Here is a 23,688-nt window from a genome sequence, read left to right on the forward strand (position 1 = left end):
GGCGGGCCCGGGGTCAGGCCCATGGGCCCGTCCGGGGTCAGTTGGCGCCGATCTTGGCCAGCAGGTCCACGATCCGGTTCTGTACGTCGGGGCTGGTCGAGCGCTCGGCGAGGAAGAGCACCGTCTCGCCGGTGGCCAGCAGCTCCAGCTCGGACGGGTCCATCGGGGCGGAGGTGTAGACGACGAACGGGGTGCGGTTCAGCTGCCCGTTGACCCGCAGCCAGTCGAGGACGCCCGCCCGCCGGCGGCGGACCTGGCGCAGGTCCATGACGACGAGGTTCGGTCGGACCTGGCCCGCCATCGCCGCCGCCTCGCTGTCGCTCGGCGCATGCGTGACCTGCATGCCGCGCCGCTCCAGCGTCGCCTTGAAGGCCTCCGCGATGGCCGGCTGCTCCTCGACCAGCAGCACGCGTGGCGGGTGCTGCTCGCTGTCCCGCGGGGCGAGCGCCTTGAGCAGCACGGCCGGGTCGGCACCGTACGCGGCCTCCCGGCTGGCCTGCCCCAGACCCGCCGTGACGAGGACGGGCACCTCGGCGGCCACGGCGGCCTGACGCAGGGACTGCAGGGCGGTCCGGGTGATGGGCCCGGTGAGCGGGTCGACGAAGAGGGCCGCCGGGTAGGCCGCCATCTGGGCGTCCACCTCGTCGCGCGAGTGGACGATCACCGGACGGTAGCCGCGTTCGCTCAGTGCCTGCTGCGTGGAGACGTCGGGCTCGGGCCAGACGAGCAGACGGCGCGGGTTGTCCAGCGGCTCCGGCGGCAGTTCGTCGTCGACGTCGATGGGCCGCGGCGGCGTGCCGGAGGCGGCGCTGCGGACCTCCACGGCGCCGTTCGGGCCGTCCAGCGGCTCGGGCCCCTCGTCGGCACCGGCCTCGGGCGCACGGACGGCGAACTCCCGGGCGGCCGGGTGCGCGGCTGCCTGGTGCGGGGCGGCCGGGGCCGAGGCATGGGGACGTGTGGGCGCCGGAAGGTTGTTGCTCTCGGGGGCGGCGGGGGTGCGCCGGTGCGGGACACCCTGGGGCGGCGTCGCGGACGAGGCCCGTTCGCCCTCGGGCGGCGGTGCGGCCAGCTTGCGGCGCCTGCCGGTTCCGGCGGCGGGCGTGTGCGGTGAGGCGGCCGCCTCCGTGGCGGAGCCCTGGGCGCCGGACGCCTGCGGCGCGGGGACACCCGGTGGGGCGGTGGCGCCTGGTGGTGCGGGGGCTTCGGCGGCGGGCTCGTCCACGGCGGGTCGGGCGAACGGCACGCCCTGCCCGAGGGTGCGGACGCTGATGCCCGAGCCCGAGGTGTCTTCCGCCTGGGTGTTCCCGGCGGGCAGGGAGGGCCTGTGCGGTGCCGACCGCTCGGCGTGGGCCGGGGCCGCCCCGCCCAGTATCGGGCTGCTCGCCACCACGGGGTGCGCGGCGCGGGGGTCCTGGCGGGCGGGCTCCAGCGCGGCCATGCCGGACGACGCGGGCGTCCCGCCCTGCCCGTCCCCGGCGCCGGGGGTACCGGGGACGGCGCCGTGCGCGGGGCCGTCGTGGCCGGGCGTGCCGTGGGCGGGCGTGCCGTGGCGGGGGCTGGCCTGCACAGGGGCACCGGAGGCGGGGGCGCCGTGCGTGGGCGTGCCCGGTACCGGCGTGCCCTCTCCGGGCGTCCCGGGAAAGGGTGCGCCGGGCGCGGGGCTCCCGTGGGCCGGGCTCCCGTGCCCGGGCGTACCGGAGTGCTCGGCCGGAGGGGGCGCCTCCTCGGGCGGGCTCGGCTTCCGGCGCCGTCCCGTAGGCCGGTCGGCGACGGGCGGCGTCGCGGGCCGGCCCGCGACGGCCGGGTGGCCCGCGGCGGCTTGCTCCATGGGGGCTTGGTCCGCGGCTGCGGGCGGCAGGGCGAAGGCGGCACGCCGCTGCGGTTCAGCACCGGCGTCGGGGTCCGTGCCGAAGCCCGCCTCGGGGCCTGCGCCCGCGTCAGCGCCTGCACCTGCACCTGCGCCTGGTCCCGGGCCCGTGCCTGGTCCCGGGCCTGCGTCTGGTCCCGGGCCCGTCCGGGCACCCTCGGCGCCCGGCTGCCCCACCGGAGTGCTCTCCTCCGGCTCCGGGCGGGCCCGCCGGCCGCGTCGACCCGTACCCGGGCGCACGCCGGCGGGCGTCGCCTGCTCCGGAATGAGCCCGGCCGCTGCCTCACCGGGTGCACCGGTGCCGCCCGGTGCGGCGGGCCCGGGTGCGTCCGTGTCTCCGGGGCCCGGGCCAACCGCGCCCGCCGCCCCGGCACCGGCCATCCCCTGGCCCACCCCGTCCGAGGGTTCCTCCGTGGGAGGGCGGAGGGCACGCCGCGCCCTGCGCCCTGTCGGCGTCGGCGGAACGGCACCGTCCGGCCCGGCGGCGGGCCCGGCCCCCGGCTCCGGCTGGGGCTGCCCCGGTTCCGGCGGGGCCTGCGCCGGTTCCGGCGGGGCCTGCGCCGGTTCCGGCGGGGCCTGCGCCGGTTCCGGCGGGGCCTGCGCCGGTTCCGGCGGGGCCTGCGCCGGTTCCGGCGGGGCCTGCGCCGGTTCCGGCTGCGTCCGGGGCGGTTCGGCGGCCGCCGGGGCAAGGCTCTCGTCGACGTCACCGACCGGGACCTCCAGCACGAACGCGCTGCCGTTCACGCCGTCGCCCGGTAGCTCGTGCGTCTGGAGCACACCTCCGTGCCGGGCGACCACGCCCCGCACCACCGGCTGGTGGACCGGGCTGCCCCCGGGGTAGGGGCCGCGCACCTCGATGCGGATCACCGCGTCGGGGCCCTTGCCGCGCTTGGCCGCCGCCACGACGACCGTCGCACCGCCCGTACCGCCCCCGACGGCGTTCCCCGTCGAGTCCACCCCGGCGACGTCCGCGACGAGGTGCGCGATCGCCAGGCTCAGCCGCCGCGGGTCCACGACCGCCTGGATGGGCGGCGCGTGGACCGCGAACTGGACCCGCCCCGGCCCGATCAGCTCAACCGCGCCCTCCACCCCGGCCGACACGACCGAGTCCAGCGCGACCTGTTCCGGCGCGAGCTTCTCCCGGCCCGCTTCCAGCTCCTGGAAGGCCACGACGTTGTCCAACAGTGTCGTCATGCGCGCGTAGCCGGCCGACAGGTAGTGCAGCACCTGGTTCGCCTCGGGCCACAGCTGCCCGGCCGGGTCGGCCGTGAGACCGCTCAGCTCCCGCCGCAGCTCCTCCAACGGCCCGCGCAACCCGTCGCCGAGCACCGCCCGGAGCTGCTCGTGCCGCGCCTCCAGCGCGTCGAACGGCGAGCGGTCCGTGAACGTGAGCACGGCTCCCACGAGCTGGTCGCCGTCCCGCACCGGTGCCGTCGTCAGGTCCACCGGCACTGGGCGCCGGTCCTTCGTCCACAGCACCTGGTTGCGCACCCGGTGCTTGCGCCCCGACCGGAGCGTGTCGGCCAGCGGCGTCTCCTCGTACGGCAACGGCGAGCCGTCCGCCCGCGAGTGGTGCACCAGCGGGTGCAGCTCCTGCCCGCCGAGGTCGCTCGCCCGGTACCCGAGGAGTGAAGCGGCGGCCGGATTGACGAGCACGACCCGCCCCTCCACATCCGTCCCCACGACGCCCTCGGCCGCCGCGCGCAGGATCATCTCCGTCTGGCGCTGCTGCCGGGCGAGCTCCGCCTCGGTGTCCAGGGTGCCGGTGAGGTCCCGCACCACCAGCATGAGCAGCTCGTCGCCGGTGTAGGTGTTCCCGTGGTCGGCGTACGCGGCTTCGAACGCCGACTCGTACGGCGTCCGGCCGTCCGCCAGGTTCGCGCTCGTGACCTCGACGGGGAACTCACTGCCGTCGGTACGGCGTGCCACCATGCGCGTCGGCGGCTGCCGCCCCTCCACCTGCTCTTCGGGCCGCCGCATCGATCCCGGTATGCGCTTGGAGTCGAAGGCGGGCAGCAGGTCGAGCAGCCCGCGTCCGATCAGCGCGGTTCCCGGGGCCTCGAAGGTCTCCAGGGCGATGCTGTTGGCGTTCACCACGGTGCCGTTGGCGTTGACCAGAAGCAGTGCGTCGGGCAGCGCGTCGAGTATGGCGGCGAGGCGAGCAGCGCCTCGGGACGGCCTGCTGCTCACGTCGGCGTTCCTCCCTGTGTGCACGTGGGGGCCCGGTCAGTCTGGGCGTGTCACCTCAGGGAGTCTACGGGCCGAAGTTGCACACGCCACGGTCACCGCAGACGCTGTGGCATCCCACAAACGTCAATCGCACAAGTCCGGGCAAAAGGCGGCGAAAAGGCTCACCGCACCTCGGGCAACGCCGGCGTCAGCCGGTCCCATCGCGCGATCTCGCAGCCGTTCGTCCGGTCGAACTCGGCGTCGATCTCGCGACCGTCCCACGTGCCCGTGATCCGCGCCGTCTGCGGGCCGCCGTAGATGAACGTGCAGATCGCGTCCCGCTCCACCGGCGTGAACGGACTCGCCGCCCGGTTGCGCGTCGCCTGGTCCAGCGTTGCGCAGGCCTCCGCCGCCCGCGGGTGATCACCGCCCGACGGGTGGCACTCCAGGACGAAGCGCTCCACCGCGGCCGTCTTCCCCTCGTGGTAGGTGATCGTCAGCCGATCCTCCACGAGCCCCGGCCACGGGGGCGGACACGCCACCGCAGCCCCACCCGTCCCGGCGAGCACAGCGGCAAGACCCACGACAACAGCGGTACGGCGCAACATCACGACTCCCTGAGCGAAGGGCGAAGACCCGGCTCCACCCTCCTAACGCTCCACCTCGTCCCGTGTCCCGCAACTCGGCCCACCGCCACCCGAACGGTCGACGCCACGCCCCTCACCCCGCCCGCCAAGCCCTTTGCCCACCGCCCCACCCGCCGGGTAGGCTGACGGCGATTGGCCGCAGCCGCCCAAGCTGTGCCATCATCTTGCGCACACCCGCTGGTCGCGGTGTGTGGGGAGGCTTCGCCTAGTCTGGTCTATGGCGCCGCACTGCTAATGCGGTTTCGGGGTAACCCCCTGATCGAGGGTTCAAATCCCTCAGCCTCCGCTCGATCGTCAAGATCACCAAAGCCCCTGCCCCTCGTCGGCGGGGGCTTTCGCGTACCTGCTCCACGCCCCCCGGGGAACCACGTTTTCCCAGCTCAGGCACCCTCCGGGGAACGGATTTCGCCTGACGCCGCAGGTCATGTAATGTTGTCCCCGCAAACGCCGACCGGCCGAAAACAGCCGGGAAGCCAAGCGCTCGTAGCTTAACGGATAGAGCATCTGACTACGGATCAGAAGGTTGCAGGTTCGAATCCTGCCGAGCGCGCACGATGACGAAGCCCCGTCCCGATCACCGGGACGGGGCTTCGTCGTGCGGTGCCGCGGCACGGGCGACGAGGGAACGCCGAGGTCGGCGGCAGGGACGTGTGCCGGGAACGGCTGAGCATCGACGGAGGGCCGCGAGCCCGTTGCTACGGTGAGTGAGCCTGGTCAGCCGAGAGAACGAGAGCCGCCGGACGTGAGCACCGCCGAGCGCCCCCACTCCGTGAGCGTCGCCGGGGTGATCCTTGACGACCACGGCCGTGCCCTGCTCGTCAAGCGACGCGACAACGGCCACTGGGAGCCGCCCGGCGGCGTCGTCGAAGCCGGTGAGACCCTCCCCGACGCCCTCCGGCGCGAGGTGTTCGAGGAGACCGGTGTCAAGATGGCCCTTCCAGCCACCCTCACCGGCGTCTACAAGAACATGAAGGCTCTGGTTGTCTCCTTGGTCTTCCGCTGCGAGGCCATCGACGGTCAGCCGACCACCGGCGACGAGACCGAGGCCCTGCGCTGGGCCACGCGCGAGGAGGTCTCCGAGCTGGCCGACGAGGCGTACGCGATCCGCGTCCTCGACGCCTTCGACGTGGCGTCACCGCCCGCCGTCCGCGCCCACGACGGGACCAGGCTCGTCTAGCACGCACCCGCGTCTGCCCGCTCCCGCCGCCCACAACGCCCGGTGCGGCGGAAGTCGTTGCTCCGCTGGGAGCCGCATGACCGCGTGGCAGCATGGCTGCGTGGCCAACGAACATCTCGGGCGGACTCTGCGCCGTCTGCGGTGCCTCGCCGCCCTCACGCAAGAGGAACTGGCCGAGCGTTCCGACGTCTCCGTTGACGTGATCCGCCAGCTCGAACAGCAGCGGAAACACTCCGCCCGTCTCCCCACGCTGCACGCCGTCGCGAACGGCCTCGGCGTGGAGCTGACCACGCTGCTCGGAGCCCCGCCGGCGGTGGCCGCCACCGGAGAGAGCGACGGGCCGCGATGCGTGGCGGTGCGGCGGGCCATCATGCCCGCGCTCTGGGCACCCCGGCCACGGCGGCCGGGCCCCGGCTTCTCGATCACCACCCTGCGCGAGCAGATCGCGGACGGGTGGTCGCGATACCACGCGGCCGAGTTCGAGGCGCTGATGAAGGCCCTGCCCGGCCTGATCGCCGAAGCCCGCAGCGCAACGGCCTCGCAGGACGACGAGGACAGCGCGGCTGGGTTCGCGGCCCTGGCGAAAGTCCTGCAACTGGGCGGGCATGTCGCGGTGCGCATGGGCAAGACGGACCTGGCCCTCATCAGTTTGGAGCGGGCCGTAGAGGCGGCAAGGCTGTCTTCCGATCCGCTGCTCGTCCCGATGGTCGTCAACTCGACCGCGTGGACTTACCAGCGGCAAGGGCGGCTGGAGGACGCCCTGAACATCGCCTTGCGGGCCGCCGACGACATGGAGAACGAAAGCCGCACCGAGACGGCGGACGGTCTGAAGGTGAGGGGTGCTCTCACGATGAGCGCTGCCACGTCGGCCGCGCGCGGCGGGGACTACGAGCGTGCGGCCGCAATGATGAAGACGGCCGAGAAGGAGACCGCCCGCGTCTCCGAGCTGCCCGAAAGCGGTGACAACCGCATGGTGAGCGTCTTCAGCCCGTCGTCCGTGCGCATCGAGCGTGTCCGGCTGGCCGTGCAGTACGGGCACCCGTACGAGGCCCTGGCCCTCGCCAAGGGCATGCGGTTGAGCAAGGACACCCCGCAGTCCTGGCGTACGTGGCTGCTGTTGGACGTGGCACGGGCGCATACCGACGTGGGCGACGCAGCCGGGGCCGTGAAGACGCTCGAGTCGCTGCGCCGCGTGGCACCCACGTGGATGCGGCACCACACGTTGGCCGTGGCGATCGTGCGCGATCTGTGGGCCCTCCCGAACCATCCACCGGGGCTGAGCACGTTGGCGGAGTTCCTGGGGGTTGCCGAATAGCGGCGCGAAAGTGGGACATTGCATCCCTGGTTGCTCTCTGGCATCGCTCGCTTACATAAACGGCGAGCGCCCCGGCGAGCGTGCGGACGGCCCCGGGGCTTGGCCGATCTGAGAGAGCAGACCGACATGTCGCACCCTACGGCGAGTGCCCTGGTCCATCCGACGGGGCATCCCGGCTACACCACGTGCCTGCCACGGGAACCCGCGAGCGCCGCCGCTGCCCGTCGTCTGGTGCGAGGTCGAGTTCCTGGTGCATGGGTGTGGGGCCATACTCCCTGATCAACTCCGCGCGGAGCCCGTAGGAGCTGCGGAGACGGGCGGTCGTCACCGGTACGTCCTGTTTGGAGTAGCGCAAGGGGTAGAGCAGGTTGCCCTTCACCATCATGATGATGCGGCCACGCAGGGAGAGCGGTTCACCGTAGGGGGCGAGACCTCGGGCCAGCTCCTCGTACTGCGCGGCGTACAGGCCGTTTCCGTATGCCTCGAGCGTCTGCGTGCCGATCGACTCATGGCAGTTCCGAGCGCGGTCGTGCGCGCGTGAGAGGCAGGCAGGAATGATGTCGGCCAGTTCACAGGCAAGTTCACCGAAGGTCTCGTTCGCCCACTCGCTGCTTGAACCCATGAGCTGCCCCCTGCTCGTGTTGGCCAGACTCCACCTCAAACCGTGCGGTGGGCGGAGCGCGTCCGCGAGAGCGCACTCAGGGGGCGGACGGGGCACGGCAGGGAGCACGCCAAGTGGCGAGCCTGTCCGGTGTCGCCCCCTCCGGCTGGTTGTCGGCTGCCCATGGATCTAGCCAAGGGACGTCCGTCGGGGCTGGGTGCTTCGGCCTGGGTGTGCGGGTGGTGGGCGGGGCTGGGAGACGAGAATTCGAGTTCTCGGATGGCTGGAACGTGCCTTATGCGGTGGGGGAGCGCGGCTCTATCGTCGTCGGGAGAACAGTGGTTCTCGCCGGCAGCGGGTCTGTAGGGGAGGCCGCTGCTCCGGGGGCGCGCAACTGCGAGCTCGGGCCGCCGGACGCTGGCGGGGGATCGCTGAGGGAACGCCGTCCGGGATGCGGGCGTGTGCCGAGGGGGCGGGGCGTTCCCGGTACGTCGGGGGTGTCTCCTGACGGGGCGCGGGGCTGACCGCGCATCAGGAGGTTCGGGGGAGGGCGAGGCCCCGCTCCGGTTCGCCGGAGCGGGGCCTCGCCCGTGCGCGCTCACGGGTGTGGCGTGTGTCAACCCCTGGTGCGTTAGGGCGAAGTGAGATCCGTCGTAGGCGGGGCGCGAACCATCGCAGTCACCAGGTGCCGGGCGCCCGGGTCCGGCACGACTGCGGAGGAGCGATGACCATGCACGAAGACGTAGAGCCGAAGGGGCTCGACCGCCGGCTGTTCCTCGGAGGCGTGGGCGCGGCGGCGGCCGGTGCGCTCGTCACGGGGGCCGCGGGTGGACGGGCGTGGGCTGCCGAGGACCCGACGGTGCAGCCGCTGCCGAGGGAGATGCAGGCGTCGGGCCAGACGGTGTCGGCGCTCGCGCTGCGCACGTTCAGCAAGATAGACGGGACGCCGGTGTACTACTGGCGGTCCAACAGAGGGAACACGGTGCTGCGTGACTGGCGCTGCACGTACGACTTCTACGACCGGCTCGTGGTGTGGATCCGCGACCTGCGGCGGCTCTCGGAGGACGGGGGCTTCGGCAACGTGAGCTTCCTCGTCTCGGCCGGGTTCTACGTGAACAAGTCGGGCCAGCACGGGGCCGGTACGGCGATGGACCTGGACCACGTGCGGTGGGCGGGTGGACGGCGCTGCTCGCCGCTGGACCGCCACCACTCGTCCAGCAACCGGACGCTGCGCCGCCGCTACCTGGCGGTGGACGCGACGTGCCGTCGCCGGTTCCGGTACGTGCTGGACGGCTGGTACAACTCGGCGCACGCGGACCACATCCACGCGGACTTCGGCGGACTGCCCACGCTGTGCCAGAAGGGCTCGTCCAGCGACACGAAGTTCGTCCAGGCCATGTGCAACAACTTCATGGGCTCGGGCCTGGCGGTGGACGGCATCTGGGGTCCGAAGACGAACGGTGCCTTCTCGACGGCGAAGAACCGGCTCAACATCTCCGGCAACCCGCACACGGAGCTCGACGCGTGGCGCACGATGCTGGCACGGGTGGCCCGGCACGGTTTCCGCGACGACGCGTTCTGAGCGCACCGCGGCGCCCGGGGCCCGCGCCCTGGGCCGGCGCTCAGGGGTCCACGTCCGCCGGGCGCACGAGCCGGCGGACGTGGGCGGGGAGCCGGAGGCAGGCCGGGGCGAGGGCGTGGCGCCGCAGGAGGGCGCGGCAGGCGTCGGCGTGGCGCTCGGCGGGGGCGGGCTGGTCGGCGTGGCGCAGGGTGACGGTGAGCCGGGCCTCGGTGCGGGCGAGCTCGACGGGCAGGCCCATGCGTGCGTAGAGGGCGAGGGCGGCGCGGAGGTGGCGGTGGGCGTCGGCCCAGTGTCCGGAGCCGATGGCGGCGTCGCCGAGGCTGCGCAGGGCGCCGGCCTCGCCGGAGGTGTCGCGGTGGTCGCGGAGGGTGTGCAGGGTGGTGCGGAGCCGGGCGGTGGCGCGTGGCCACGCGCCGTGGAGGAGGTCGACGAGCGCCCGGACGCGCTCGACGTGCGCGGCCCCGACCTCGTCGCCGATGCCGGAGACGATGGTGTGGGCGTCGGCGAGCAGGTCGAGGGCCCGGCCGCCCCGGCCGTCGTCGGCGAGCGCTTCGGCGCAGCGCAGGTGCATGACGACGCGGGTGCGGTCGGCGGCGGAGTGGAGGTCGAGGGCGCGCTGGTAGGCCCGGACGGCGGCGGGGGCGTCGCCGAGGTCGGCGAGGACGTTGGCGAGGCCGGTGAGGGCGTAGACGTGGGCGCGTGCGGACAGGCCTAGGCGTTCGGCGTCGCGGATGGTGCGCAGGTAGTGTTCGGCGGCTTCGTCGAGCCGTCCGCACAGGGCGGTGGCGCGGCCCATCTGCCAGGCGGCGTCGGCGATGACCTCGGGGTCGCCGAGGTCGCGGGCGACCTGGAGGCCGCGGGCGGCGGCGGGGGCCAGCTCGCTGTAGCGGTCCTGCTGGTACATGGCCCAGCACAGCGCGAAGTAGAGGCGGGAGAGGCGGCGGTCGGTGGTGGGGCGCTGGCCCCAGCTGGCGATGGCGGCGCGGACGACGGCCTCCCGTTCCGCTTCGTAGAAGCGGATGACGAGGTAGCTGTTGAGCTGGAGGGCGAGGTCGCTGGCGAGTTCGGGGAGCCGCAGACGGCAGGCGAGGAGGGCGGCGTTCAACAGGTTGGCCTGTTCGGCGGCGAACCAGCGTTCGGGGTGTCGCCGGACGACGTCGGCGGCTTCGGCGGGTGCCTCGTCGGCGGGGGCGACGGGGTCGAGGACGCCGCCGTGGCCGAGCCGTCCGGCGGCCTCGGAGGCGAGGGCGAGCCAGCCGCGCAGGACGCGGGCGAGTGCCGCGTCCCGCTCCGCCCGGGTGTCTTCGGCGAGGGTGCGCTCGTGGGCGAAGTCGCGTACGAGGGCGTGAAGTTGGTAACGCGGCTGGCCTGCCTGGTCGGGCCCGAGGGCCTCCAGCAGGTTGCGCTCGACGAGCTGGTCCTGAAGCCAGGGCGCGGACCGCCTGGTGAGGACGCCGACGACCCACCCGGGGACGCTGTGCGCGTCGAGCAGCGCCAGCCGGCGCAGGGCCGTGCGCAGTTCGGGCGCGAGGGAGCGGTAGCTGAGGGCGATGCCGGCGCGGACGTCGAGATCGCCGACCGCGAGTTGGTCGAGCCGGTGGTGCTGTTGGGCGAGCCGGTCGCGGAAGCCGGTGACGGTCCAGTCGGGGCGGGCGGCGAGCCGGGCGCCGGCGATGCGCAGGGCGAGCGGCAGGTGTCCGCACAGACGTGCGACGTCGGCCGTGGCGGGCCGGTCGGCGCGGGCCCGCTCGGGACCGACCAGCCCGGCGAGGAGGGCGGCGGCGTCGGCCGGTTCCAGGGTGCCGACGCCGAGGACGCGGGCGTCGGCGCGGGCGGCGAGAGCGGTGAGCCGGTTGCGGGAGGTGGCCAGGACGGCGCAGCCGGCGCCGGCCGGCTGCAGGGGCCGGAGCTGGGCCTCGTCGTGGACGTCGTCGAGCACGAGGAGGACCCGGTCCCCGGCGAGCCGGCTGCGGAGTTCGGCGACGCGCCCGTCGGCGTCGGCGGGAATGTCCTGGCCGTCGACGCCGAGGGCGCGGAGGAAGCGTGCGGCCACCTCCAGCGGGTCGGCGGGGGCGGGCTGGGAGCCGCGGAGGTCGGCGTAGAGCTGCCCGCCGGGGTAGCGGTCGGCGAGGGCGTGTGCGGTGTGGAGGGCGAGGGCGGTCTTGCCGACGCCGCCCGGCCCGGTGAGGACGAGCACGGGGGCGGCGGCTCCGGGGTGGCGGAGGGCGTCCCGCATCCTGCCGAGGAGCTCGTCGCGGCCGTACAGGGCCCCGGTGGCCGGGGGAAGCTGGCGCGGGACGGGCGCCCCGGAAACGCTTTCGGCGGCCGCGGTCGCGACGGTGGGGCTGGTCCCGGCCGTCGCGGCGGCCGGGACCGCTCCGGGAGCGGGGACCGCGTCGCGGGCGGCGCCGGTGCCGGGAGCGGGGACCGTGCCGGAGGTGGCGCCTGTGCCGGGGGCAGGCGCCGGGTCGGTGGCCGCGTCGGGCGTGCCGCCGGTCCGGCGGTCGGTGCCGTGTCCGGCCGCCGATTCGGCGCGGGCCGCGGTGGCTTCGGGCGGGGCTTCGGGCGCGGCGTCGTCGTCCCGGCCGCCGTGTTCCTGCTCTCCGGCGGCGTGTCCGGTGGCGGAACGGTTCGCCCGGGGTGGGCGGTGCCGTCCCGCCGTCGCCTCCACCGCCAGCGGAGGGACCGGTGGCACGGCACCGCGCAGGATCTGCTCGTGCAGCTCCCGCAGCGGGGGGCCGGGTTCGACGCCGAGGTCCTCGCCGAGCCGTCGGTAGGCGCGCCGGTAGCAGGCCAGGGCGTCGGCCCGGCGGCCCTGGGCGGCGAGGGCGAGCATCTGGCGCCGGTAGAGGTCCTCCCGGTACGGCTGCTGCTCCAGCCACGGACCCACCTCGGCGAGGACTCGTTCGTGGCGGCCCAGGGCCAGGTGGACGTCGAGCAGCGCCTCGACGGCTCGCCAGCGCTCGTCCTCCAGGGTCTGCCGGGCGGCGGCGGCGAAGGGGGCGGAGCAGCCGCTCAGGGCCTCGCCCCGCCAGCAGTCGAGGGCCTGGGAGAGCAGCGCGGCGGCCCGGTGTCCGGCGCCGCGCTCCATCGCCTCGCGCCCCCGCGCGGCGGCCGTCCGGAAGGCGCCGAGGTCGGTGCGGTGTCGGCCGGGCTCCAGCCGGTAGCCGCCGTCGGCCGTGACGAGGACGTCCCCGGTGCCGTCGCGGTCGAACGCGGCGCTGTGCAGCCGCCGGCGTAATCCGCTGACCAGGTTGTAGACCTGGGCGCGGGCGCTGTCGGGCGGCTGCTCCCACAGAAGCGTCACGACGCGGTCGGCCGTGAGCAGATAGCCTGAGTTGAGCACGAGCAGGGCCAGCAGTGACCGTTCACGGCCCGGCCGCAGCCCGATGCGCACACCGCCGCACCGGGCCTCGACCTGGCCCAGAATTCCGAACTGCACTCGGTACGTCCCTCCGTGCGCCAACGCCGCCACACCGTTGCAGTGTTCGATTCCGCATGCTTTCCCGGGAGGGCGGCGACCATGCGAACACGAGGTGTCGGCCTCTTGCAACGGCGGGGGAGGGGGCCGGAGACTTCCCCAGTGACGCTGACACTCGTTGAGGCGAACAAGGTCCTGGCCGACAACTTCGCACCCTGGGTGACCGATCTCGGGCTGACCGTGGTGGACACGGGGGAGCGCCGGGCCGTGCTGCGGCTGCCGTGGTCCGAGCGGTTGGCGCGGGACGGCGGTGGGCTGTCGGGGCAGGCGCTCATGGCCGCCGCGGACACCGCCACGGTCGTCGCCGTCTCGGTGGCGCGCGGCGAGTACGGCCCGATGACGACGGTGCAGCAGTCGACGTCGTTCCAGCGGGCGGTGACGGGGGTGGACGTGCTGGTCGAGGCGGTGGTGACCAAGCTCGGCCGGCGGATGGCCTTCGCGGACGTGGCGATGACGGCCGAGGGCGTGGCGGAGGTCGCCGCCCGCGCGTCCACGGTGTACGCGCTGCTCGGCTGACCCACCGCGCCGGTCAGGCCCGGGGGCTCGTGCTGCCCCGGGCCAGACGCGCGTCAGAAGTTGATCATGTGTCCCGCGAGTCCGTGCACGGCCTCCTTCACGGCCTCGCCCAGCGTCGGGTGCGCGTGGACGTTGCGGGCCACCTCGTGGACGGTGAGGTCCCACTGCTGGGCCAGCGTCAGTTCGGGCAGCAGCTCGGTGACGTCCGGGCCGATGAGGTGCGCGCCGAGCAGCTCGCCGTACCTGCCGTCGGAGATGACCTTGACGAAGCCGGCCGTCTCGCCGAGCCCGTGCGCCTTGCCGTTCGCGGTGAAGGGGAACGTGGCGACCTTGACGTCGAAGCCCCGTTCCCGGGCCTGCTCCTCCGTCCAGCCGAAGCTGGCGACCTGCGGCCGGCAGTAGGTGGCGCGGGGGATCATCACGTAGTCGAGTTCCATCGTCTCGGCGTCCGCGAGGGTCTCCGCCGCCACGACGCCCATGGCCTCGGCGGTGTGCGCGAGCATCAGCTTCGCCGTCACGTCGCCGATCGCGTAGATGTGCGGCTGCGAGGTGCGGCAGCGCCCGTCGACCTCGATCGCACCGCGCTCGGTCAGGGCGACCCCGGTGTTCTCCAGCCCGTAGCCGGCGACGTTGGGCGCGAAGCCGATGGCCTGGAGCACCTTGTCGGCGTCCAGGACCTGCTGCGATCCGTCCTTCGCCGTGACGGTGACCCGCACCTGGGGCCCGGACTCGTCGATGGCGTCCACCCGGGTCGACGTCATCACCTCGATGCCGAGGCGGCGGTACTGCTTGGCCAGCTCGGCGGAGACGTCGGCGTCCTCCAGCGGCAGCATCCGGTCGAGGAACTCCACGACGGTGACCTTCACACCGTAGTGGTGCATCACGTACGCGAACTCGACGCCGATCGCCCCGGCGCCCGCGATGACCACGGACGACGGCAGCTCTTCGGTGAGGATCTGCTCCTCGTACGTCACCACGCGCTCGCTGCGGCGGGTGCCGGGCAGCAGTCGCGGCGTCGCGCCGGTGGCGATGACGCAGTGGTCGAACCGGAGCGTGCTGCTGTCACCGCCGGGCCGCTCGACCCGCAGCGTGTGCGCGTCCACGAAGACGCCGCGGCCGTCGAACTCGGTGATGCCGTTCTTCTTCATCAGGAAGTGGACACCCTTGGCACGGCCGTCCGCGACCTTGCGGCTGCGCTGGAACGCCTGCCCGTAGTCCATCGTGATCGGGCCGGACGCCTGAATGCCGTAGGCCTTGGCCTCCTTGGTCACGATGTGGGCCAGCTCGGCGTTGCGCAGGAGCGCCTTGGTGGGGATGCAGCCCACGTTCAGGCAGACGCCGCCCCAGTACTTCTCCTCCACGACGGCTACGCGCTTGCCGAGCTGTGCCGCCCGGATCGCGGCGACGTAGCCGCCGGGCCCTGCGCCGAGCACGACGACGTCGAAGCGCTCTTCCATCGGAAGTCCTCTCTGCGGTGCGGATAGCCGGATACGCCGATCATGCACCCTCGGAGCCCGACCCGGAGCGGCCGCCCCGGTGCCGGTACCGGGAAGGGGACCCTCCGGGCTACGGCGTGGACTTCCTCGCGGCCTTCTTCGCCGCCTGCTTCATCTCCTGCTTGTGGGCGCGCACCCGTTGCAGGGACTCGGGGCCGGTGATGTCGGCCGCCGAGCGGTAGGCGCCCTCCTCGCCGTACGGGCCGGCCGCCTCCCGCCACCCCTCGGGGGTGACGCCGAGCTGCTTGCCGAGCAGGGCCAGGAAGATCTGGGCCTTCTGCTTGCCGAACCCCGGAAGGTCGTTGAGCCGCTTCAGCAGTTCCTTGCCGCTGTCGACGTCCCGCCAGATCCCGGTGACGTCACCGTCGTAGTGCTCGACGAGGTACTGGCACAGCTTCTGCACCCGTCCCGCCATCGAGCCGGGGTAGCGGTGCACGGCGGGTTTGGCGGCGAGCAGGTCGGCGAAGGACTCCGGCTCGTGGGCGGCGATGCGGTGGGGGTCGAGGTCGTCCTCGCCGAGCCGCTGGGCGATCGTCCATGGTCCGCTGAACGCCCACTCCATGGGTACTTGCTGGTCGAGGAGCATGCCGACGAGGGCGGCGAGCGGGCTGCGGCTGAGCAGGGCGTCGGCGTCGGACTGCTGGGCGAGGTGAAGGGACACGTCCATCCCCCGATCATCGCCCGACCCTCCGGCGCCGCGCACGTCAGCGCGGCGCGTGGCGCGGCCCCCGGGGCGGCGTATCCCCGGACGGCGGCTCCCCGGACGTGGTGACGAAGCGGATGGGCTTGCCGACGAGGCTGGTGGAGATCGCCCGGTCGACGCCGGGGAGGGCGGCGGCCCTGACCATCAGCCGACGCAGCCGGAGCCGGGCCGGCGAGGCGGGCAGGAACCAGCGGGCGCTGCCCCTGGCACGCTGCTGCTTCTCGGCGACGACGGGGCGCCACACCTGCTCGTAGCGGGCCAGCGCGGACTCGACGCTCCCCGCTCGGCTCAGCTCCTCGGCGAGGAGGTAGCCCCCGGCGATGCCCAGGGACGCGCCCTGTCCGGCGAGGAGGGAGACGGCGTGGCAGGCGTCGCCGACGAGGACGACACGGCCCTCGGACCAGCGTGCGGTCTCGATCTGCGCGACCTGGTCGTAGTAGATCTCGGCCGACGGCGGGCAGCGGTCCAGGGCGCGCGGGACGGCCCAGCCCAGCGTCCCGTAGGTGTGGCGCAGGGCCGCGCGCGGGTCGTCGGGCAGGGCGGGGTCGGGGGAGCGGTGGACGGCGAAGACGGCGACGCGGCCGTCGCGCAGCCCGTAGAAGGCCATCTGCCGACCGCAGGTGTCGGTGACGGCGATCCGGTCGGCGATCTCGGCGTGCAGTTCCGGGTCGGTGAAGCGGAACGCGGCGGTGTGGAAGCCGAGATAGCGCAGGTGCTCGGGCTCGGGCCCGAAGACGAGGGCACGGACGGTGGAGTGGACGCCGTCGGCGCCGATGAGCAGGTCCGCGTCGAGGGTGCTGCCGTCGGTGAGGGTGAGCCGGACGCCGTCGGCCTGCTGGGCGACGGCCGCCGGCCCGGTGCCGTACCGCAGGCTGACGCCCGGCGAGAGATGCTCGCGCAGGGCGCTCTCCAGGTCGGGGCGCATGATGCTGAGGAGCCGTCCGTCGACGGTGCGGGCGAAGCGCTCGTAGTCGATCCCCGCCCGGCGGCGCCCCCTCGCGTCGAGATAGGCAGCCTCCTGGACGCGGTAGCCGAGTTCGTGGAGGCGGGGCAGGACACCCGTGGCCTCCGCGGCGTCGTAGCCGGGGCCGAAGAAGTCGATCATGTAGCCCTGGGTGCGCGGTGCGGTGGCCTTCTCCAGGACGACGACGTCCCAGCCGTGGGCCTCCAGGCGCCCGGCGAGGGCCAGCCCGGATATGCCCGCTCCGCAGATGACGGCTCTCACTCGGCTCACCGTTCCTTTCGCCCGTGACCGGCGGGTGTCGCGGGTGTGTCGTGGGTCAGGGGCGCAGGAGCCTGCGCAGGACGGGCCCGACGTGTGCGGACGTCAGCCCGGGGTTGAGGGGGCGGTGCAGCATGACGCCGTCGATCGCGGCGGCGAGGACGGCCGCGGTGGCCTCGGGGGTCGGGGCGCCGTTCTCGGCCAGCCAGCGGGCGAAGCGTCCCCGGGCCTCGGCCAGCAGCCCGGCGAGCCGTTCGCACAGCTCCGGGTCCCGGGTGGCGGCGAGGTACGCCTCGCCGCAGAGCAGTGAGGTCGCGTCCCGGCCGCTGTAGCGGTCGAGGGCGACGAGCAGGGCGTCGAGGCCCTCGTCGACGTCGCGGGCCTGGTCGAGCAGCACCCCCAGCCGTTCGACCAGGCCGCGCAGTGCGGACAGGGCCGCTTCCGACAGCAGCGCCTGGAGAGAGGAGAAGTGGTAGTGGACGAGCCCGGGCCCGACGCCCGCCCGCTCGGCGAGCGGACGCGTGCGGACGCCGGTCCACCCGCGCTCGGCGATCAGTTCGGCGGCGGCGGCCAGCAAGCGGGAGCGGACCTCGCGGCCCTGCTCCACCGACCCCGTCGTGCCCATGCGGCGTCTCCCCTTCCCCTCGGTCCCGGACCCGCCCCCCGGCGGCCTGACGGCTTGGGCGGACGCCTTGGGCATTTGCCCAAGATGCTAGGCGGCGACCGTCGCCGCGGCAAGGGAGCGGCGGGCGAACGTCACACGACTTCTCCGTGACGGCCCACTACGCGACGGTGAAGCGCACCCGGCCACGTGGACGACGCGCCGCCTGGACGGCGGGACGTGGGGACGACGCGCCGTGCGGATGACGGGGAGTGGGGCGCGCGGGCGGTTCAGCCGTACCGGGTCGCCCGGTCCGCGTCGTAGGCCGCGAGGGCCGCCTGCACCCGGGCCAGGTCGGCCGGCCGGGCGGCGTCCAGACCCGTCAGCGCGGTGACCCGGCGCAGCCGGTAGTCGAGGGTGTTGGGGTGGATGCTCAGCCGTTCCGCGGTCCCGCGCCGGTCCATCCCGCCGGAGAGGTACGCCCGCAGCGTCGCCAGCAGCTCCGGCTTCCCGGCCAGCGGCGCGAGCAGCGCCGAGAGCTGGGCCAGCGCCGGTCCTGGCCGGGTGAGCTGGTACTCCAGCAGCACGTCCGACAGCCGGTACAGTCCCGGAGGCCTGCCCGCGGCCTGCGCGACCTTCCGCACCTCCGCCGCCAGCCGTGCCCCCTCCCGGACGCCGTCCGGCGGTGTCACCGTGACGCCCGCCGTGATCGCCGCGCCCGAGACCCGGGTCATGTGGGCGAGCACCCCGGCAGCCCACTCCCGCACCCCGTCGGGCACGGCCCCGAGCCTCTCGTCCGCCGTCCCGCCGGGTGACTCCTCGCGCACGGGCAGCAGGGCCGTGCCGCCGTCCACCGAGAGCGCCGACAGCACCACGTCCCGGACATGGCGCTCCAACTCCACCCGCAGCCGCCGGAGTTTGCGCCGCCCGGCGATCAGCGGGTCCACGCCCGGGGTCCGCTCGTCCGCGTGCGCGCCGACGTCCAGGCTCAGCACCAGGAAGCGGGCCGGCAGCCGGATGCCGGCCCGGTCGGCGGCCTCCTGCGCGGGTGCCCCGGCGAGCAGCGCCTCCAGCAGCGCCTGCTGCGCCGCGTGCTCGACCCCGAAGGCCGCCTGACGCTCCTGGAAGTAGCCGCCCACCCCGGCGGCGGTGACCCGCTGCAGATACGCGACCACCATCCGGCCGAGCCGCAGCACGCTCTCGACGTCCTGCGGCCTGGCCCGGGGGGCCACGCTGTCCATGCACACCTGCGCGCCGAGGTGGTAGGCGCTGATCACCGAGTCGAGGCGCAGCCCCTCCTCGGCCCGGCGGGCGGCGGACTCGCGGATCACCGCGAGCTCCCCGGGGCCGGGCAGCTCGCCGCTGCGCAGGACGCCGACGAAGCCGTGGATGGTCTGGTGGGCGATCCGGGTGATCTCGGTGCGCAGTTCCTCGGGCGGCAGCGACGCGTACGCGGGCAGGCGGCCGATGAGCTCGTCCACGACCCGCGAGGCGAGGTCGTGGACGTTCGCCGCGAGATGCCGGTGTACGGGCACCCCGCCCAGGCAGATGTCCGCGGTCTCGGGATCGGTCACGTCAGCACTGTGGCACGCGGTGCCGCCGCGGCGGGAGGGGTCAGGAGCGGGGTCCGGCCCCGTGCCGGACTCCGGGACGCCGCGGGACGCCGTGGAACCACGCGTGAGGGGAGGCCGGTGGCGGCCGGTGGACCCCTCCCCTCCTGCCTGGGGTCCACCGGCCGACGGCGGTCAGCGCAGCCCGTGCACGGCCGCGCGCAGCGTCTCGCGGAAGTCCCGGACGGGGGCGTCGTCCAGCGTCCCCATCTGCCCCCACTGCACGACGGTCACGCGCGTCCCGCTGCGGGCGACGCCGAGAAGGTGGACGTTCACGCTGGACTCGGGCAGCGACATCTGCACGGCGTGCAGGTGTCCCAGCTCGCGCTCGGACGACGCGCCCTCCGGGTACCGCTCGACGAACCGCTCGGCGCAGTTCGCCACCGCGGCGCGCAGTTCGGCCGTGAGCTGCCTGGCCTCACGGACGCTCGCCGCCTCGTGCACGATCTGCACGCCCTCGGTGTCCAGTTCGGTGGAGAAGCCGCGGTGCACCGAGCCGTCGTCGGGGACGAGATCGGCCACGCAGGCGCGCTCGCCCCCGGCGCCGTCCGTGACGGGCCCGGCCTTCCAGGGAGTGGGGGCGGGCGGCATGTCCTCGGCGTCGAGCAGCTCGTAGGGCTCCGACGAGACGGCCTGGTGGGACGGCGGCTCCGTCACGCGGACGCCGGTCGGGTCCGCCTGTGCCGAGCCCACGGTGGTGAGGGCCAGTGCGGCCGCGCCCGCCACGGCCACGGCCCCGGCCACGCGGGTGGAACGAGTCGTGCGGTTCATCCGGATCTCCTCGGTTCTCGCTGGTCATCGGTGGGGCCCCGGCATCAGTCTGGGGCCGTTCCCGTCCCGGCCCGTGCGTTCTTCGCCGCATCCGGGACGGCGGAACGCCGGCCGGTACTCTCATCAGGGGAAACGACAGCGTTCCGGAATGGTCGACGGGGGTGTTCGGTGGCCGGAGGGCAGGGGGAGGCGGCGGAGTTCGCGGCGTTGCTCCGTGAGCTGAAGGAGCGGTCGGGGCACAGCTACGGCTACCTCGCCAAACGGTGCCACCTGGGGACGTCCACCCTGCACCGCTACTGCCACGCCGTCGCCGTGCCCGGGGACTACGCGCCCGTGGAGCGGCTGGCGCGGCTCTGCGGGGCGACGACGGACGAACTGGCCGGGTTGCACCGGCGCTGGCTCGCGGCGGAGGCGGCGAAGACGGCGGCCACGGCCGCGTCCGCCACCCCGCGAGACCAGCCGCCAGCCGGGGAGTCCGCGGCGGAGGCGCGCGCACCGGAGGGGCCGGCGCAGGAGCAGCGCACCCGGCAGCAGTCCACGCGGACCGAGCCCGCGCCCGAGGTGCCGAGGCCGGACGACACCGCGCCCACCCCCGGCCCTGCCCCTCCCGCCGGAACCGGACCCGGCTCCGCACCGCTTGCGAAACCCGCGCCGTCGGACGCCGGGACCGTGCCGTCCGACGACCCGGTGCCCGAGGAGAGCAGCAGGCCGGGCGACGGCGTACCGGCGGGCGCACCCGGCGGGGTGCCCGGGGACGTTGCCGTGGCCGGCCAGCCCGCCACGGCCTCCGTCACCCGTGCCGCGCGGGTGCGCGGTGCCCTGCGGCGCCGTCGCGTACCCGTGGCCGTGGCGGTGGCGCTCGCCGTCCTGGTGGCGGCGGTGCTGGTGGCCGTTGGACGCGGGGCGGGGCCGGGTGAGGCCGAACAGGCGGCACCCGGTGCCGCTGCGGAGCCGGGCTCGGAGCCGCGGCGGAAGGGTGCCGGCGGGCCGTCGGGGGCCGCAGCGCCGGACGGACGGGGAGCCTCCACCGAGCCCTCCGACGGCGGGGCCGCCGGCTCGGGCGCACCCGAGCCCTCCCCCTCGGGCACCGGTGACCGGGGCGGCCGGCAGGACGGCGGCACGGCCCAGGGCCCGGGCTCCCCGGCCCCGCTGACCGTCACCACCCGCTCCCACGTGTGGCAGGCGCACTGCGATCACCGGTACCTCGTGGACCCGGGGGCCACCGCCCCCGAGGACGTGCCGGCGCCGCCCGTCGAGCAGGACGCCCCGGCCTGGGCCACCGAGCTGGACGCGGTGCACGCGGGCCGCACCAACGTGGAGGTCACGGTCCAGGGGGTGGGCGACACGGCCGTCGTCCTGCAGGACCTCCACGTCCGGGTGGTGGAGCGGCGCACCCCGCTGCCGTGGACGTCGTACGCGATGGAGCACGGCTGCGGTGGAGCCCTCACCCCGGCCCGCTTCACCGTGAACCTCGACGCCGGGCGGCCGGTGGCCGTGCCCGAGGACGGCTACCTCACGGACACCGACGGCACCGGGCACGTGCTCACCGCGGAGCGGATGCCCTTCCGGGTCTCGGCCGGTGAGCCGCAGGTGCTGCGGATCGAGGCGTCGGCGGTCAGGTGCGACTGCGACTGGTACCTGGAGTTGGCGTGGTCGGCCGGGGGCCGCTCGGGAACGCTCCGCATCGACGACAACGGGCGCCCCTTCCGCACGAGCGGTGCGGAGGGACGCCCGGAGCTCTTCTACTGGCCGGAGAACGGCTGGGGGCCGTTGGAGGGCTGAGGCCGCCTCCACCTCCACCGATGCGAAACCGGGGGCGGCCACGGAGAGCGGGGGAGTCTCCGGGCCGCCCCCGGCAGGCGTCCCGCCGCGGGGAGGCGGAGCGGGACGGACCAGGGGGAACGGGCTCAGAAGGCGAACACCGAGTGGGCTTCGGCGCCCAGCTGGCAGGTGTTGCCGTAGGTGCGCTCGTAGGAGACGCGCTGGCCGTTCCAGACGCCGACGGCGGTGACGACGACCGGGTCGTGGTACAGGGGGCAGAACCGCCCGGGATCGGCGGCGAGGCTGCCGAAATCCCCGTCCACCCGCGCGAGGTCGGCGCAGGCGGCGGCCGGGTCCGGGTGCGTGCCGGTCGCCGAGGGCGCACAGGAGAGGGTGACGGCCCGTTCGGGCGCCGCGGTGGCGGAGGTGTCGCCCGAGGCGACGGTCAGCGCCAGGGCCGAGGGTGCGTAGAGCGAGGCGGGTGCGGCGTGGGCGGTGCCGCCGAAAGGTACGAGCGCGGCTGCTGTTATCAGCGCGCCCACCGCCAGCTTCGCGGTCTTCCGCATGGTGTGCTTCCTTCCGCAGAAACGGTTCGGTCCGGCCCCGGTCCGGTTCCCGGGCGCCGGGTGACGGATTGCGTTCCGGAGTCTGCCGATGACTCCTCGGAAGCGCACACTGACCCGTCATTTTTGGAAACGTTGCGTACTCAATCAGTGGCTTGTTGTGACGGGATGTGCGAAGGTGCTGGCCAGGTGTGGGGCGGGGGAACGTTCCTGCGGTGTGCGAGAAGGGCGATTTGCGGCTGTCTGACAATCGGCCGGAAAGCGTCGCCGGGGCCGATTCCGCGCTGCCTGCGCGTCACCGCTCGGTCGTCCGGCCGTCGCCGGGCCGACGTCGGGCCCCGACCCCACCTGGAGCTCGGGCCCGGTTCCACCTCGAGGTCGGCCCTGCCTCCACCCCGAGGTCGGTCCGGCGGACGGGCTGTCAGCGAAACCCCACCGAACCGTCACCCCAGCCCCAGCGCACCACCAGCGCACCACCAGCGCGCCGCCAGCCGAGCCACGGCCCCGACTCTCCTCGACACCGTCCCGCCCGCCCCCGGTGGCCGTGACGCACCGGTGGCCGTCGCTGCCTCGCGGGGGGAGCCGTAGGCTCGGAGCCGTGTGTGAGACCCACGAACCGTCGACGGCCCCCGCCGGACGACCGGGTGGCGAGCGCCCCGGCCCCGGCGAGGAGCGTCGCGTCCAGGCGTTCTGGCAGGGGCTCGGGCTGCCCGGGCTCGTCGATGTGCACACGCACTTCATGCCGCAGCGGGTGCTGGACAAGGTGTGGGCGTACTTCGACGCCGTCGGGCCGAAGACCTCCGTCGAGTGGCCGATCACCTACCGCTACGCGGAGGAGGAGCGGCTGGCCGTGCTGCGGGGCTTCGGGGCCCGGGCCTTCACGGCGATGATCTACCCGCACAAGCCGGGGATGGCGGCCTGGCTCAACGACTGGAGCGCGGGGTTCGCCGCCCGGCACCCGGACTGCCTGCACACCGCGACGTTCTTCCCGGAGCCGGAGGCCCCCGCGTACCTCGAGCGTGCGATCTCCGCCGGGGCGCGGGTGTGCAAGGCTCACGTCCAGGTCGGCGACTACGATCCGGCCGATCCGCTGCTCGATCCCGTGTGGGGGCTGCTGGCCGAGTCCGGGGTGCCCACGGTGATCCACTGCGGCTCGGGCCCCGCGCCCGGCACCCACACCGGCCCCGGGCCGATCGCCGCCGTCCTGGCCCGCCACCCCCGGCTGCGGCTGATCGTCGCGCACATGGGCATGCCCGAGTACCGCGAGTTCCTGGACATGGCCGACGTCCACCCCGGGGTCCACCTGGACACCACCATGGCCTTCACCGACTTCTCCGAGTCGCTCCTGCCCTTCCCGGCCGAGCTGCGCCCCCGGCTGGCCGAGCACCGGGACCGCATCCTCTTCGGCAGCGACTTCCCCAACATCCCCTACGGCTACGCGCACGCGCTGGAGGCGCTCGCCCGCCTCGGGCAGGACGACGCCTGGCTGCGCGCCGTCGTCCACGACAACGCCGCGCGGCTCTTCGCCCTGCCCGCCGCCTGACGCCCCTCCGCTCGACGTCCCGGCGCCTGACGTCCCGCCGCCTGACGTCCCGTCGCTCGATGT

Annotated in this window: 17 protein-coding genes and 2 tRNA genes; 8 read left to right on the forward strand and 11 right to left on the reverse strand. The window is 74.4% G+C overall.

Features of this window, described 5'->3' with window-relative positions; all coding sequences use genetic code 11:
* Positions 1-37 precede the first annotated feature (37 nt).
* Together O7609_RS13290 and O7609_RS13295 are read right to left on the reverse strand one after the other, a co-directional pair.
* The gene (locus O7609_RS13290; protein ID WP_269743629.1) at positions 38-4,057 is read right to left on the reverse strand and encodes a PAS domain-containing protein; all 4,020 of its coding nucleotides are present in this window, start codon (positions 4,055-4,057) and stop codon (positions 38-40) included.
* A gap of 161 nt (positions 4,058-4,218) precedes the next feature.
* Complete coding sequence (locus O7609_RS13295) at positions 4,219-4,620, reverse strand: SSI family serine proteinase inhibitor (RefSeq protein ID WP_269743630.1); 402 nt, start codon at positions 4,618-4,620, stop codon at positions 4,219-4,221.
* A 257-nt stretch (positions 4,621-4,877) separates the two neighbouring features.
* Here O7609_RS13295 and O7609_RS13300 point away from each other — a divergent pair.
* The 4 genes from O7609_RS13300 to O7609_RS13315 all read left to right on the forward strand — a co-directional run bounded on the left by O7609_RS13300 (position 4,878) and on the right by O7609_RS13315 (position 7,175).
* A tRNA-Ser gene (locus O7609_RS13300) sits at positions 4,878-4,969 on the forward strand.
* A gap of 191 nt (positions 4,970-5,160) precedes the next feature.
* A tRNA-Arg gene (locus tag O7609_RS13305) sits at positions 5,161-5,233 on the forward strand.
* Positions 5,234-5,452: 219 nt separating this feature from the next.
* Positions 5,453-5,860 (forward strand): NUDIX hydrolase, encoded by a 408-nt coding sequence (locus tag O7609_RS13310; protein ID WP_269737277.1) that lies wholly within the window; start codon positions 5,453-5,455, stop codon positions 5,858-5,860.
* Between the two features lie 100 nt (positions 5,861-5,960).
* The gene (locus tag O7609_RS13315) at positions 5,961-7,175 is read left to right on the forward strand and encodes a helix-turn-helix domain-containing protein (protein WP_269736719.1); all 1,215 of its coding nucleotides are present in this window, start codon (positions 5,961-5,963) and stop codon (positions 7,173-7,175) included.
* Between the two features lie 136 nt (positions 7,176-7,311).
* Here O7609_RS13315 and O7609_RS13320 read toward each other — a convergent pair whose 3' ends face one another.
* The gene (locus O7609_RS13320; protein ID WP_269736718.1) at positions 7,312-7,797 is read right to left on the reverse strand and encodes a hypothetical protein; all 486 of its coding nucleotides are present in this window, start codon (positions 7,795-7,797) and stop codon (positions 7,312-7,314) included.
* Positions 7,798-8,506: 709 nt separating this feature from the next.
* On the opposite strand from O7609_RS13320, the gene O7609_RS13325 reads away from it, so the two are divergent.
* Positions 8,507-9,358: an extensin family protein gene (locus tag O7609_RS13325; protein ID WP_269736717.1), complete on the forward strand. Its 852-nt coding sequence runs from the start codon at positions 8,507-8,509 to the stop codon at positions 9,356-9,358.
* A 40-nt stretch (positions 9,359-9,398) separates the two neighbouring features.
* On the opposite strand, the gene O7609_RS13330 is transcribed toward O7609_RS13325, so the two are convergent.
* A complete protein-coding gene (locus O7609_RS13330) occupies positions 9,399-12,800 on the reverse strand; it encodes an AfsR/SARP family transcriptional regulator (RefSeq protein WP_269736716.1) in 3,402 nt (1,133 codons plus the stop codon).
* A 141-nt stretch (positions 12,801-12,941) separates the two neighbouring features.
* On the opposite strand from O7609_RS13330, the gene O7609_RS13335 reads away from it, so the two are divergent.
* Positions 12,942-13,355 (forward strand): PaaI family thioesterase, encoded by a 414-nt coding sequence (locus O7609_RS13335; protein WP_269736715.1) that lies wholly within the window; start codon positions 12,942-12,944, stop codon positions 13,353-13,355.
* A gap of 53 nt (positions 13,356-13,408) precedes the next feature.
* Here O7609_RS13335 and lpdA read toward each other — a convergent pair whose 3' ends face one another.
* The 6 genes from lpdA to O7609_RS13365 all read right to left on the reverse strand — a co-directional run bounded on the left by lpdA (position 13,409) and on the right by O7609_RS13365 (position 19,758).
* Entirely contained in the window at positions 13,409-14,812 is a 1,404-nt protein-coding gene (gene lpdA / locus O7609_RS13340) for a dihydrolipoyl dehydrogenase (RefSeq protein WP_269736714.1), read from the reverse strand.
* A gap of 109 nt (positions 14,813-14,921) precedes the next feature.
* Entirely contained in the window at positions 14,922-15,518 is a 597-nt protein-coding gene (locus O7609_RS13345; RefSeq protein ID WP_269736713.1) for an HhH-GPD-type base excision DNA repair protein, read from the reverse strand.
* A gap of 37 nt (positions 15,519-15,555) precedes the next feature.
* Positions 15,556-16,788: an FAD-dependent monooxygenase gene (locus O7609_RS13350; protein WP_269736712.1), complete on the reverse strand. Its 1,233-nt coding sequence runs from the start codon at positions 16,786-16,788 to the stop codon at positions 15,556-15,558.
* Positions 16,789-16,834: 46 nt separating this feature from the next.
* Entirely contained in the window at positions 16,835-17,401 is a 567-nt protein-coding gene (locus O7609_RS13355) for a TetR/AcrR family transcriptional regulator (RefSeq protein WP_269736711.1), read from the reverse strand.
* Positions 17,402-17,667: 266 nt separating this feature from the next.
* Positions 17,668-18,951 carry a PucR family transcriptional regulator gene (locus tag O7609_RS13360; protein ID WP_269736710.1) on the reverse strand — a complete coding sequence of 428 codons (1,284 nt, stop codon included), beginning with the start codon at positions 18,949-18,951 and terminating at the stop codon, positions 17,668-17,670.
* A gap of 171 nt (positions 18,952-19,122) precedes the next feature.
* Positions 19,123-19,758: a hypothetical protein gene (locus O7609_RS13365; protein WP_269736709.1), complete on the reverse strand. Its 636-nt coding sequence runs from the start codon at positions 19,756-19,758 to the stop codon at positions 19,123-19,125.
* 168 nt (positions 19,759-19,926) lie between these two features.
* Here O7609_RS13365 and O7609_RS13370 point away from each other — a divergent pair, with 168 nt between their 5' ends.
* A complete protein-coding gene (locus O7609_RS13370; protein WP_269736708.1) occupies positions 19,927-21,540 on the forward strand; it encodes a helix-turn-helix domain-containing protein in 1,614 nt (537 codons plus the stop codon).
* A gap of 125 nt (positions 21,541-21,665) precedes the next feature.
* Here O7609_RS13370 and O7609_RS13375 read toward each other — a convergent pair whose 3' ends face one another.
* A complete protein-coding gene (locus O7609_RS13375; RefSeq protein ID WP_269736707.1) occupies positions 21,666-22,085 on the reverse strand; it encodes a subtilase-type protease inhibitor in 420 nt (139 codons plus the stop codon).
* A 703-nt stretch (positions 22,086-22,788) separates the two neighbouring features.
* Here O7609_RS13375 and O7609_RS13380 point away from each other — a divergent pair.
* Complete coding sequence (locus O7609_RS13380; protein ID WP_269737276.1) at positions 22,789-23,625, forward strand: amidohydrolase family protein; 837 nt, start codon at positions 22,789-22,791, stop codon at positions 23,623-23,625.
* The last annotated feature ends 63 nt before the right edge of the window (positions 23,626-23,688 follow it).

It is taken from the genome of Streptomyces sp. WMMC1477, assembly GCF_027460245.1.
Classification (GTDB): domain Bacteria; phylum Actinomycetota; class Actinomycetes; order Streptomycetales; family Streptomycetaceae; genus Streptomyces.

Coding starts and splice junctions, on each gene's coding strand:
- O7609_RS13365 (WP_269736709.1), bottom strand. CDS start 19,758: ATGAACCGCACGACTCGTTCCACCCGCGTGGCCGGGGCCGTGGCCGTG.
- O7609_RS13375 (WP_269736707.1), bottom strand. CDS start 22,085: ATGCGGAAGACCGCGAAGCTGGCGGTGGGCGCGCTGATAACAGCAGCC.
- O7609_RS13320 (WP_269736718.1), bottom strand. CDS start 7,797: ATGGGTTCAAGCAGCGAGTGGGCGAACGAGACCTTCGGTGAACTTGCC.
- O7609_RS13345 (WP_269736713.1), bottom strand. CDS start 15,518: ATGGACGTGTCCCTTCACCTCGCCCAGCAGTCCGACGCCGACGCCCTG.
- O7609_RS13325 (WP_269736717.1), top strand. CDS start 8,507: ATGCACGAAGACGTAGAGCCGAAGGGGCTCGACCGCCGGCTGTTCCTC.
- lpdA (WP_269736714.1), bottom strand. CDS start 14,812: ATGGAAGAGCGCTTCGACGTCGTCGTGCTCGGCGCAGGGCCCGGCGGC.
- O7609_RS13355 (WP_269736711.1), bottom strand. CDS start 17,401: ATGGGCACGACGGGGTCGGTGGAGCAGGGCCGCGAGGTCCGCTCCCGC.